Annotated in this window: 12 protein-coding genes; 9 read left to right on the top strand and 3 right to left on the bottom strand. The window is 71.8% G+C overall.

Annotated elements, in window-relative coordinates:
• Nucleotides 1-24 precede the first annotated feature (24 nt).
• Nucleotides 25-780 (top strand): SDR family oxidoreductase, encoded by a 756-nt coding sequence (locus AC6I72_RS32385; RefSeq protein WP_498005018.1) that lies wholly within the window; start codon nucleotides 25-27, stop codon nucleotides 778-780.
• A gap of 213 nt (nucleotides 781-993) precedes the next feature.
• A complete protein-coding gene (locus AC6I72_RS32390) occupies nucleotides 994-1,662 on the top strand; it encodes a TetR/AcrR family transcriptional regulator (RefSeq protein WP_498005019.1) in 669 nt (222 codons plus the stop codon).
• Nucleotides 1,663-1,844: 182 nt separating this feature from the next.
• Here the strand turns inward: AC6I72_RS32390 and AC6I72_RS32395 are convergent, their stop codons facing one another.
• Nucleotides 1,845-2,804 (bottom strand): amidohydrolase family protein, encoded by a 960-nt coding sequence (locus tag AC6I72_RS32395; protein ID WP_498006406.1) that lies wholly within the window; start codon nucleotides 2,802-2,804, stop codon nucleotides 1,845-1,847.
• A 272-nt stretch (nucleotides 2,805-3,076) separates the two neighbouring features.
• Here AC6I72_RS32395 and AC6I72_RS32400 point away from each other — a divergent pair, with 272 nt between their 5' ends.
• The 6 genes from AC6I72_RS32400 (at nucleotide 3,077) to AC6I72_RS32425 (ending at nucleotide 10,537) form a co-directional block, all read left to right on the top strand.
• Complete coding sequence (locus AC6I72_RS32400) at nucleotides 3,077-3,826, top strand: IclR family transcriptional regulator (protein ID WP_498005020.1); 750 nt, start codon at nucleotides 3,077-3,079, stop codon at nucleotides 3,824-3,826.
• Between the two features lie 290 nt (nucleotides 3,827-4,116).
• On the top strand, nucleotides 4,117-5,412 hold the full coding sequence (locus AC6I72_RS32405; protein WP_498005021.1) for an ABC transporter substrate-binding protein: 1,296 nt from the start codon (nucleotides 4,117-4,119) through the stop codon (nucleotides 5,410-5,412).
• Between the two features lie 11 nt (nucleotides 5,413-5,423).
• Nucleotides 5,424-6,401: a carbohydrate ABC transporter permease gene (locus tag AC6I72_RS32410; RefSeq protein ID WP_498005022.1), complete on the top strand. Its 978-nt coding sequence runs from the start codon at nucleotides 5,424-5,426 to the stop codon at nucleotides 6,399-6,401.
• The gene (locus AC6I72_RS32415) at nucleotides 6,394-7,263 is read left to right on the top strand and encodes a carbohydrate ABC transporter permease (RefSeq protein WP_498005024.1); all 870 of its coding nucleotides are present in this window, start codon (nucleotides 6,394-6,396) and stop codon (nucleotides 7,261-7,263) included. Before AC6I72_RS32410 ends, AC6I72_RS32415 begins: the two co-directional genes overlap by 8 nt.
• 6 nt (nucleotides 7,264-7,269) lie before the next feature.
• Nucleotides 7,270-8,505: a Gfo/Idh/MocA family protein gene (locus tag AC6I72_RS32420; protein WP_498005025.1), complete on the top strand. Its 1,236-nt coding sequence runs from the start codon at nucleotides 7,270-7,272 to the stop codon at nucleotides 8,503-8,505.
• Between the two features lie 841 nt (nucleotides 8,506-9,346).
• Entirely contained in the window at nucleotides 9,347-10,537 is a 1,191-nt protein-coding gene (locus tag AC6I72_RS32425; protein WP_498005026.1) for a sialidase family protein, read from the top strand.
• A 9-nt stretch (nucleotides 10,538-10,546) separates the two neighbouring features.
• Here AC6I72_RS32425 and AC6I72_RS32430 read toward each other — a convergent pair whose 3' ends face one another.
• On the bottom strand, nucleotides 10,547-10,693 hold the full coding sequence (locus tag AC6I72_RS32430) for a hypothetical protein (RefSeq protein WP_498005028.1): 147 nt from the start codon (nucleotides 10,691-10,693) through the stop codon (nucleotides 10,547-10,549).
• A 120-nt stretch (nucleotides 10,694-10,813) separates the two neighbouring features.
• Here AC6I72_RS32430 and AC6I72_RS32435 point away from each other — a divergent pair, with 120 nt between their 5' ends.
• Complete coding sequence (locus tag AC6I72_RS32435) at nucleotides 10,814-10,969, top strand: hypothetical protein (protein ID WP_498005029.1); 156 nt, start codon at nucleotides 10,814-10,816, stop codon at nucleotides 10,967-10,969.
• Between the two features lie 195 nt (nucleotides 10,970-11,164).
• On the opposite strand, the gene AC6I72_RS32440 is transcribed toward AC6I72_RS32435, so the two are convergent.
• Nucleotides 11,165-11,887 carry a GNAT family N-acetyltransferase gene (locus AC6I72_RS32440; RefSeq protein ID WP_498005030.1) on the bottom strand — a complete coding sequence of 241 codons (723 nt, stop codon included), beginning with the start codon at nucleotides 11,885-11,887 and terminating at the stop codon, nucleotides 11,165-11,167.
• Nucleotides 11,888-11,924: the final 37 nt, after the last annotated feature.

Consider the following 11,924-nt stretch of genomic DNA (forward strand, 5'->3'; position numbering starts at 1 on the left):
CACCTCCTCGACGATGGAGCAGACATGACGACGAGCAGGCCGACAGCACTGGTCACCGGCGGCAGCCGGGGCATAGGCGCGGCGACCTCGCGGGAGCTGGCAGCCCGTGGGTACCGCGTGGCCGTCAACTACTTCTCCGATCGACAGTCGGCCGAGCAGGTGGTCAAGGCCATCCAGGCCGACGGGGGCGAAGCCTTCGCCCTGCAGGCCGATGTGCACGACCCCGACCAGGCGGCCGAACTGCTGCAGCGCTCCGCGGCCGACGGGCGTCTGGACGTCCTGGTCTGCAACGCCGGCGCCCGTTTCACGCCCACCCCCGTCCAGAACCTTGCCTGGGAGGACTTCAGGGCGAAGGTGACGGACGAACTCGCCTCCGCCTACACACTCACCCAGCGGGCGCTGACGCTCATGGCCGCGCGAGGGCAGGGGCGCATCGTGTACGTCTCCAGCGCCGTGGCCGACGGTCCTCCTGCCCCGGGCATGGCCGCGCACGGCACCGCCAAGGCCGCGCTCAACGCCTTCGCCCGCTTCGTCGCCTACGAGGCCGGCCCGCTCGGCATCAACGTCAATGTCGTGGCACCCGGTTTCGTCCGTACCGAGGCCAGCGCTCACATGCCGCAGGAATTCCGGCAGCGCCTGGCGGAGCGCACTCCGCTGCGCCGGGTCGCGGAACCCGAGGACGTGGCGCGGGTGATCGCGATGCTCGCCGGCGAGGAGACCGGCTTCCTCACCGGCGAGGTCCTCACCGTCGACGGCGGCCACGGCGTGGCGCGGGGCTAGGGTGTGTTCCGGAAGTCCCGTCTGCCCCGCGACGCCTGGCACGCGCGCTCGCCGCGTTGCCGGGATCGTCCATGTACGCCCGGTACGAGGACGACCCTCCGCCTCGCGATCACACTCACCGGGCGCCGCGGGGCCCGCCCTTCGGGCGGACGGCGCCACTTTCGGAACACGCCCTGGTCCGCCGCACAGCCAGGGAACAGGAGGAACCGCTTCATGAGTGAGACGCGCACCGGCACCCCGCGCGGCCGGCAGCGGGAGGCCGGCCGCAATGACGTGCGCCTCATGCGGGCCGCGCGTGAGGTCTTCGCCGAGCAGGGCTGGGACGCCCCGGTCTCGGAGATCGCCCGCCGGGCGGGCATCGGCATGGGCAGCCTGTACCGCCGCTATCCCAGCAAGGACCTGCTCGCTCAGCGGATGCGGGTCATGGGGATGGACCAGCTCGTGGCCCAGGCTCGCACCGCTCTCGCGGAGGAGCCGGAACCGTGGGAGGCGTTCGCCCGCTTCCTTCGGGACGCGCTGACCGCGCAGGGTTCCGGCGGTCCGCTGCTGTCCCTGATCGGCGGCCGGCTGCCGGCCACCGACGAGGTCGTGGCCGCCGCCGCCCGGCTCCGCGCCGCGCTCGACGAGCTGGTGGGACGCGCACACGCCGCCGGCGTCCTGCGCACCGACTTCGCCTCCGCCGACGTGCCGTTGCTGCTCGAACTCCTGGCCCTGCGGCTTCCCGTCACCGGCGAGCGCACCGTCACGCTGCAGCTGCGTCACCTCGATCTCGTCCTGGCCGGGCTGCGCACCGCGCCCGCCGCCCCACGCCCCGCCCTGTCGGGCCCGGCGCCCGACTGGGCCGAACTCCGCGAGCTGTGGAACGCGCCGGAGGACAGGTGACCGGACGGCAGCGTGATCAGGACGGAGCAGGGAGCCGTCGGGAGTTGATCATCTCGCAGACGGGGAGAGCTCCAGGGGGACGCCCCCGGTCCGGCCGGCGGTGACCGTGAAGTGAGGGCCGGTGGCGGTGCGGGCCGGCCAGGGGGTGCCGTCGGGGCTGCGGGGCACTCCGGTGCGGGCGGTCACCGCGCGTCCCCGGCGAAGAGGCGGTGCGCGTTGCGGGTGGTGAGGTCGCGCCAGGTGGCGGCGTCTGACGGTGCGGGCGCGGAATCGACGGTGGCGACCTGCACGAGAGCTGCCTCGGAGGGCGTCCAGCAGTAGTCGCTGCCGTAGAGGAGGCGTTCGGTGCCGAAGGCGGCGTCGAAGGCCGGGATCTGACGGGGGAAGGGCGTCCCGGCCATGTCGTACCAGAGGCGGCCGAGCTGTTCAACGGCGCTCGGCGCGTCCGCCGGACCGCTGCCGAAGTGGGTGCGGAAGAGTTCCATCCGGTCGGCGAGCAGCGGCAGCGCTCCTCCGCCGTGGGTGAGGATCCACCGGATGCCCGGACGGCGGGCGAGGACGCCGCGGAAGAGCAGGTCGCTCGCGGTGCGGGCGGTGTCGAAGAGGAACTCCAGCATCGGCCGGGGACGGCCCAGGGCGAGGTCGTCGGCGTGCGGCGGCGAGGTGGGGTGCACGAAGACGACGGCGCCGCGCCGGTCCAGGTCCTCCCAGAGCGGTTCGAGGCGCGGGTCGCCGAGGTAGACGCCGTGGTGGTTGCTCTCCACCGTGACTCCGTCCGCGCCCAGGACGTCGAGTGCGTGGGCGGCCTCGGCGAGCGCGCCCTCGACGTCGGGCAGGGGCAGGGAGGCGAAGTGGCCGAACCGCCGAGGCTGCCCGGTGCGGACGCGGGCGCCGAACTCGTTGACCTCGCGGGCCAGTGCGCGGGCCGCGCCGTCGTCCCCGAAGTGCACTCCGGGGGACGAGACCGACAGGTAGGACTTCTCGATCCCCGAGCGCTCCATCAGGTCGAGGTGTGCCTCGACGCTCCAGGTGGGCCATCCGGGCATGCCGTCGGGGTGTTCGATGCCGGCGGACCGGGCCGCGGTCACGTAGCCGTCGGTGACGAAGTGGGCGTGAACGTCGACAAGTCCGGTCGGGGTCATCGGGGTCATACGGGTCTCCGTTGCTCTGGGTACCTGTGGGGGCTGCTCCGGCACGCTGACGAGGCTGGTCCCGGGTGCCTGTGCGCGCCACCGTAGGAAGCGGGCCCGTACATTGGCACCGGCGATTCCGATGAATGGAACGCCACGAACGGCACCGATGCCATGAGCGCCGCGCACGCCCTGAGCGCCGTGAAGGAGACAGCGAGGCAGCGGCGATGTCCGAGGGCGGTCCGCGGCGCAGGGGCGGGGGCAGGCCGCCCCAGGGGCAGCCGGTGATCGACCGGGCGTTCGCCCTGCTCGCCTCCTTCGACGGCGACCACCGTGCACAGACCCTCGCCGAACTCGCCCGGCGCAGCGGCATCCCCCGCAGCAGTGCGCTGCGACTGGCCCGGTCGCTGACGGGGGTGGGCGCGCTGGAACGCCTGGCCGACGGCCGCTACGTCGTCGGCCTGCGGCTGCTGGAGACCGCCTCACTGGCGCCACGCGGTCACGGGCTGCGGGCGGTGGCGATGCCGTACATGGAGGACCTCTTCCACGTCACCCGCGAGCATGTCCTGCTCGCCGTACGGGACCAGTGCGAGGCGCTGCTCGTGGAACGGCTGTCGGCGCGTGACGCGAGCCCGGTGCGACACCGCGTGGGCGGGCGCCTGCCGCTGACCCGGACCGGGGTGGGCCTGGTGCTGCTCGCCTTCGCGCCGCCGGCCGTCCAGGAGGAGGCCATCGCCGGGTACCGGCCGGGCCACGGCGACGACGACATCCGTACGCCCGACGATCTGCGCCGTGTGCTCCCGGAGGTCCGGCGCGGGGACCACGCCGTAGGACGTCAGTACCGACCCCGGCGGGTGACCACGGTGGCCGCTCCGGTACGGGACGGCGAGGAGGTGGTGGCGGCCCTGTCGGTCGTCGCTCCGGACACCGGCCCCGGGAGTCCGGGCTACGGTCCGGCGGTACGGGCGACGGCGCGGGCGATCTCCCGCCGGCTCGCCGAGGGCAGCGGCCGGGCGGTCCCTCATCAGGGATGACGCCGGATGGTTGCGCGGCGCCCGGCTGAGCTGCGTCGGCACGCCCTCCGCACCCGGGAACACCGCGCGGACGCCGCCCGAGCGGCCCTCCCCGGAACGAAACCGGCGCCGGCCGGCCCGTCCCCGGAGAACCGTACCTTGCATAAACATGATTGAAAGAGCCGTTGACCAAACAACTTTGAGCAAATAGCGTGCTGGCATTCCGATTGCCGGACAGCCGAACGACCTCCGTCGGTCTCGCAGTCTCTCCCGCGCGGCGGGGCTGCGACCTCTCACCCGGAAGGGTTGGCGTGCGCAGACGTTCCCTCCTCACGGCGGCCGCCGCCACGACGCTCGCGGCGGCCCCGCTCGCGACCGGCTGCGGCCCCTCCTCCCCGTCATCGGCCTCCACCGGCGGCTCCCGCCGCGGGCACCTCACCTACGGCGTCTGGGACATCTACCAGGTGCCCGCCATGCAGCGGGCGGCGCGGGAGTTCGAGCGCACCCGGCCCGGGGTGAGCGTCGACGTCCAGCTCACCCCCAACGGGACGTACTGGACCAAACTGCGCACCGCGTGCACAGGCGGCACCGCTCCGGACGTCTTCTGGATGAACGGGCCCAACTTCGGCCTCTACGCCGACGCCGGGCAGCTCCTCCCGCTGGAGACCGAGGGGCCCGACGCCGTGGTGCGGCCCGCCGACTTCCCCTCCGACCTGATCTCCCTCTACCGCTGGAAGGGCACCCAGTACGGCGCCCCGAAGGACTTCGACACGGTCGCGCTGTGGTTCAACAAGGAGATCTTCGACCGGGCCAAGGCCGACTACCCGGACGCCTCCTGGACCTGGCAGGACCTGATCTCCACCGCCCAGCGCCTCACCGACCGCAGACGCGGCATCTACGGCGTCGGGGCGCCGGTCCGTGCGCAGGAGAACTACTACAACTCGATACCGCAGGCCGGCGGCTGGGTCATCTCCCCGGACAAGACGCGCTCCGGCTACTCCGACGAGCACACCCGGGAGGGGCTGAAGCTGTGGATCGACCTGATCCACCGCTACCGGGCCTCCCCGTCCCTCCAGCAGATGGCCGACACCGACCCCACCCAGATGTTCCAGTCCGGGACGCTGGCGATGACCTACGAGGCGTCCTACAACGCGGCGACGTTCTACGCCGACCCCGAACTGCGCGCCAAGGCCGGCGTCGCCCCGATGCCCAAGGGCCGGCGGCGAGCCACCGTCCTGCACGGCCTGGCCAATGTCGTCTACGCCCGCACCCCGCACCCCGAACTGGCCCGGGAGTTCGTCCGGTTCCTCGGCGGGGAGCAGGCGTCGCTGCTCCAGGGCAAGTACGGCACCGCCATCCCGGCGCGCAACGGCACCGCCGAGCCGTGGGCCGCCGGAATGCCGGAGTTCGACCTCCAGGTGCACCTCGACGCGCTCGAGTACGCGGTGCCCTTCCCCAGCTCCGCCAACAGCGCCGCCTGGCAGCACAGGGAACAGAGGTGGCTCGCCAGGGCGTGGAGCGGTGACGAGAGCCTGGAGCGGGCCACCGGCTCCCTGACCGAGGCGATGAACCAGTTGCTCGCACAGGAGAGGAAGGGCCGGACCTGATGAGCCTCGACGTGCGTACGCAAACCGCCGCACCGGCACGGTGCCCGCGGCCGGACACACTCGACCAGCGGGAACTGCGCCGCCGTGAGCGCCGGTTCCAGCACCGGGACAAGTGGTGGGGTTACCTGCTGATCGCCCCGGCCGGGCTGGGCCTCGCGGTCTTCTACCTGTGGCCCGTGGTGCAGACGGTGTACTACAGCTTCACCGAGTGGGGCGCCTTCGGCGGAACCACCTGGATCGGCCTGTCCAACTACCGCACCCTGGTGGACGATCCCGAGTTCTGGCAGTCCCTCGGCAACACCGGCATCTACACCGGCCTGGTCCTGCTGAGCATCCCGCTGTCGATGGTGCTGGCGGTGCTGCTGAACCTGAAGGGCCTGACCGGCACCGGTGTCTACCGCACGCTCTACTTCCTGCCGGTGGTCACGATGCCCGCCGCGGTCGCGGTGGTCTGGCGCTGGCTCTACAACGGCGACTCCGGCATCCTCAACCACGCGCTGTCCGCGATCGGCATCCACGGCACGTACTGGGTGTCGGACCCGCACACCATCCGCTTCGCGGTGGCCGTCGTCGGCGTGTGGATGACCGTCGGTTACAACATGATCCTGCTGCTGGCCGGACTGCAGAGCATTCCCGGCGACTACTACGAGGCGGCGGCGCTCGACGGCGCGGGGCACGTCCGGCAGTTCTTCTCGGTCACCCTGCCGCTGCTGAGCCCGACCCTGTTCTTCACCACCGTCCTGTCGGTGATCCAGTCCCTGCAGGTCTTCGACCTGGTGTACCTGATCATCGGCGGCAACACGCAGAACGCGCTGCAGAACCCGGCCTACGGCGAGGGCCAGACCGTCGTGATGCTCTTCTTCCAGAAGGCGTTCTTCGACAACCAGCGCGGCTACGGCGCGGCGATCGTCTGTGTGCTGTTCGTCCTGATCATGGCGCTGACCGCCGTCCAGTTCCGGCTGCAGAAGAGGTGGGTCCACTATGCGTGAGGCGACGCAGGGCGCCCGGGGCTCCTGGCGCTCGGGGAACGGAAGCCGTCAGGGCAGGCTGTGGCCCGCCCACGTCCTGCTCGCGCTGGGCGCGGTGGTCACCGTCTTCCCGCTGGTGTGGGAGGTGCTGACCTCCTTCAAGAGCTTCGGCGAGTCCGTACAGGTGCCGCCGACGATCCTGCCCGCGCACTGGGACCGGTCGAACTACGGGGCGGTCTTCGACGCGGTCCCGTTCGGGCGGCAGTTCGTGAACACCGTCGTCATGGCGGTACTGCGGACCGGGGCCCAGCTCCTGCTGTGCTCGATGGCGGCGTACGCCTTCGCGCGCATCCGCTTCCCCGGGCGCGGGATGATCTTCCTCGGGTTCCTCGCCGTGCTGATGGTGCCCGGCCAGCTCTTCCTGCTGCCGCAGTACCAGATCATGCAGGACCTCGGCTGGCTGGACTCCATGCAGGCGCTGGTGGTCCCCGGGATGTTCTCCGCCTTCGGCACCTTCCTGCTGCGGCAGTTCTTCATGGGGCTGCCCGAGGAGCTGGAGGAGGCGGCACGGCTGGACGGCGCCAACCCGTTCACCGTCTTCTGGCGGGTGGCGCTGCCGCTGGCCCGCCCGGGACTGCTGGCGCTGGGCGTCCTGACGTTCCTGTGGTCCTGGAACGACCTGATGTGGCCGTTGATCGTCAACACCGACCCCGCCAAGATGCCGCTGTCGGCCGGCCTGGCCTCGCTCCAGGGCGCCCACCTGACCGAATACCCGGTGCTGATGGCCGGGTCCCTCCTCGCCACGCTCCCGGTGATCGTGGTGTTCGTCGCGATGCAGCGCCAGTTCATCCAGGGCATCGCCTTCTCCGGCATGAAGGGCTGAGTACACATGACCGACACCTCCCTCCACTCCGCCGCCCCGGTGGACGGCCACGCCCCCACACGTGACCTGCGCCTCGGCGTCATCGGCCTGGGACTGCGCGCCACCCTCGCACGGGAGGCCCACCACCCCGGCGAGGGCTCAGTGGTGGTGGCCGCCGCCGACACCGCACCCGGCATGTTCGGCCGGGCCCGCGAGTGGTTCGGCGACGACGTCCACGTCTACCCGGGCCACCGGGAGATGCTGGCCGCCGAAGAGCTGGACGCGGTCTTCGTCATCACCCCCGACCACACCCACGAAGCCCTCGCCGTCGACCTGCTGGAAGCAGGGGTCGCCGTCTTCGTCGAGAAGCCGCTCGCGATCACCACCGAGGGCTGCGACCGCGTCCTGGAAGCCGCGCGGGGCAGTGGCACCCGGCTGTACGTGGGCCACAACATGCGGCACATGCCGGTGGTGCGCGTCATGCGTGACCTCATCCAGCGCGGCGAGATCGGCGAGGTCAAGGCGGTGTGGTGCCGTCACTTCGTCGGGCACGGCGGCGACTTCTACTTCAAGGACTGGCACGCCGACCGCCGCAACACCACGGGCCTGCTCCTGCAGAAGGGCGCCCACGACCTCGACGTCATCCACTGGCTGGCCGGCGCGTACACCGAGCGCGTCACCGCCCTCGGCGGGCTCACCGTCTACGGCGACATCACCGACCGCTCGGGACAGGCCCCCGGCGCCGTCATGCCCGACTGGTACGACCCCGAGAACAACTGGCCCCCGCTGTCCAACACCGGCCTCAACCCGGTCGTCGACGTCGAGGACCTGTCGATGATGGTCATGCGGCTCCAGGGCGGCGTACACGCCAGCTACCAGCAGTGCCACTACACGCCCGACTACTGGCGCAACTACACGGTCATCGGCACCGAGGGCCGCCTGGAGAACTTCGGCGACCACGGAGAAACGGCGGAGGTCCGGGTGTGGAAACACCGCAGCGGCTACCGGGCCGACGCCGACCTCGTCGTTGCGATGCCGGCCCCGGGCGAGGGCGGCCACGGCGGCTCCGACCCGCTGCTGGTGGCCGAGTTCCTCCGCTTCGTCCGCCACGGCGGGGCGACGGACACCAGCCCGGTCGCGGCCCGCGAGGCCGTAGCCGCCGGTGTCGCGGCGACCGAGTCGCTGCGCGCCGACGGCCGCCCCGTCACGGTACGGCGCGTCGATCCCGCCCTGGCCGACTGGTTCGCCAACGGTCAGGGCTGAGAGCTGCGGGCAAAGGTGGGTTCCGGACACCGCCCCCGCCGGGGCCCGCTTCTGTCCGCAGCTCCGAGGCCTCCGTCCGGCCGCACGGTGCCCCGATCCGCTCGACGGCCGTCTCCGGGCATCTTCGCGCGGCGCGGGACGATCCGCTGCCCGCGGATGCGAGCGATCGCCGGGTACGGATCTGAGCGATCGCTGCGTACCGCCGGCACGTAGACCACCGCCGGCCGCGCATCGCTGCTGCCGCTTGCGTCGGCCGGGTTCCGGGCGGGAGACGGCAGCGGACGGTCGCCCGCCTCGGCGCCTGCAGTGTCCCGCCGGCAGCCCCGGTGCCGGTCAGGGAAGGTACGCACGTGCCGTGCCGGACGGCTCGGAGCGGGGCGCGGCTTTCCAGCGTCGCAGTCATGGACGCATGGACCGTTTCGTACGGTCGTGGTCCCGCGCAGCGTCGGGCGAGGGCCGGCGACCTGGCGGGTCCGGGCCGCCAGGACGCTCACGTCCGGGCCGGCAACCGGTCGTCGGTCGGCGGCCGTAGGTGGAATGTCTGCCGCCGGGTGACCGGGCGGCGACCTACGCCTCCTCGACTCTTGCAACGTTGCAAAGGGCGTGTCACAGTGATCGCCGTGCCGACGCGACCGACGTGTCCGCAAGGAGCTCTGGCTGAACGTGAGCGGCGACGCCGCGGTGTCCGAACGTTCCTGACGTGTCGCCATCCGGCGTCGCCGCGCCCGCACGCACACTCCCGACCGCCTACATACTCGGGGAGCAACCGATGACCCCTGCCCCACGCCCTGCACGTACCGGCCGACTCGGGCGGGCCGCCGCGAGGCCAGCGCCACGCGCCGTGCTCCGCGGTGCGGCCCTGCCCGCCCTCCTCGCCGCGCTGGTGATGATCCTCGCGGCGGCCGTGCCTGCCGGGGCCGCGGCCACCGGCCGGCCGCTCGGGCCCGACGCGGCGATGTACCCGCGGGTCGTCCGGCTCGCCCACAACGGGGCGGCCAACGGCCGCATCCTGACCACCGTGACCGGTTTCCCGAGCGGCGGGCCGGCCGGCGACATCTACGGCAGTGACGACGGCGGCCGGTCCTTCACCCGCGTGGGACGGGTGAGCGACACTGTCGCGGCCCGCACCGGCCTGTGCTGCACGACGCTCTACGAACTGCCGCGCCGCATCGGCGCGCTGCCCCGCGGCACACTGCTGTGGGCGGGCTCGGTGGGCCAGGGCGCGAGTGATCGGCGGATGTCCCTGCGGATTTGGCGCAGCACCGACGCCGGACGGAACTGGCAGTATCTGAGCACCGCCGCCGCCTCGCCGAACGCGCACGGGCTGTGGGAGCCGGAGTTCACCGTGGCCGCGGACGGCCGGCTGGTCATGTACTACTCCGACGAGACCGACCAGCCCGCCCACAGCCAGTTCCTCGCCGAGAAGTCCACCCGTGACGGCGTCCACTGGTCCGCTTCGCGGGCCGTCGTGCGCAGCGACGACCCGGCGCTGCGGCCGGGCATGGCGACGGTCCGGCGCCTGCCCACCGGCACCTACGTCATGACGTACGAGATCTGCGGCACCGGGCGTGCCGACGACTGCGTGGTGCACCTGCGGACCTCGCGCGACGCCTGGCAGTGGGGCGACCCGGCCGCGCCCGGCTCCGTGCCGACCGACGCCGCGGGTGAGCACTTCGCCCACACCCCGACGCTGGCCTGGTCCGCGGGCGGAGGCAGGGAGGGCACCCTCTTCCTGACCGGCCAGATGCTGGTGGACCAGAGCGGCACGGCGGCCCCGGGCACCGGCGGCACCCTCTTCACCAGCACCAGCGGGGGCCGGGGCACCTGGCAGGCGCACCAGGCTCCGGTCAGCGTCTCCGACGTACGCAACGACCCCTGCCCCAACTACAGCCCTGCGCTGCTGCCTTCACCGGACGGACACCGGGTCCTGGAGATCACCACGGACTACGACGAGTCGGGCAGCTGCCGGGCGTACTCGGCCCTCGGCACCCTGGCACCCGGCAAGTCCCCCATCGGCCGCACCACTTCCTGACCGTCGGTTTCAGAGGCGTGCGTGGACGCACCGGCCTCCGGTCATGTCCGGCGCGGCCCTCGCAGGGCCGCGCCGGAGCCGGGCCGGGTCGAAGAGTGCGATGGAGCGGCGTGTCGTGCCGTCCACCGACAGGTCGGCCAGGATCTCCCCGATCACCGGCACGAACGTGAACCCGTGACCGGAGAAGCCGCAGACCCGACGGCGCCCTCGTGAGTGGAGTGGCGGGAGACGACGAAATGCTTGTCCGCCGTGTTCACGTACATGCAGGCGGCTCCTGTGACGAACTCGCCCGCCGGCGCCGGGAGACGGGTGCTGAGGTGCCGCCGCACGACGTCGATCTCGGCTGCCGCCCAGGAGACAGACACCGTCCTCCAGCACGTGATCGCCGCATGGCAGGAGGCCACCGCCTTCGAGTGGATCAGCGACACCTGATCCATGCAGCGCGCTGCTCGAAGGATCGGCGGTCCGCGGCAGCGGGTGAACTGGGCAGCCCGCCCACCATGCTGCCTCCCGAGCGCCTGGCATGGAGTGTGTGCCGCGTCCGCTTCTGCCTGCCGACGCGAAGGAGGGCACCTGTCGCCGGGCGGCACTGCACGGTTCCGTCCGCAAGGTCAGGCGTCGGGTGTGTCAGAGCCGTCTCGTGGTGAACAAGGTGGTCCCGTGTACCGCGTCCACTTCCTTCCGATCGGTCTCGGTGAACCCGACCTTGGCCAGCACTCTGCGAGAAGCGGTGTTCCAGTCCCAGACGGTGGCCCACAGACGTTCGTACCCAGACGATCGGGCCCATTCCAGAACCGCCGACGAGGCCTCGGTCGCGTAACCCTGACGCCGAACTCGGCGTAGCAGCTCGAATGCCAGTTCCGGTTCCCCTGCCGGTCCCCGCCCGCTGTCGACCAGCCCGCAATAGCCGATGACGTCACCAGACGCCTTCCGTTCGACCGCCAGCAACCCGGTCGACCACACCTTGTCGGTACGGATCGAATCCTCGAGCTCCGCGAGCGTGGGGTGTCCGTCCGTGTCGATTCGGCGGTGCGCCGGCACTCGTGGATCACGTTCGGTCCACAGCTCACGCTGCACGACAGCCTCGTCCACCCGCCAGGGTCTGAGCAGCAGCCGACTCGTCTCGAGCAGAACCTCGCTCCGCGGCGCGCCAGTAGTCATGACAGCAACCATCTCACGGGCGAACGAGCCGTCGTGCCACGGGGCATGGCGCCGATCGTAGACGCCGGACAGCGAGTGGCCGGCGAAGCGGCCGGGGATCGAGGTCATCTGCCGGGACAGGCTCCGTTCTTCGCGGAAGGCGCCACGGCCGGGGCACCCCAGGCGATCCAGGTCGCTGACCGGTGACATCTGGTGACACAACCTCGGCGAGGCCGTCGAGCGGTCC

Source organism: Streptomyces sp. Xyl84, from assembly GCF_059731885.1.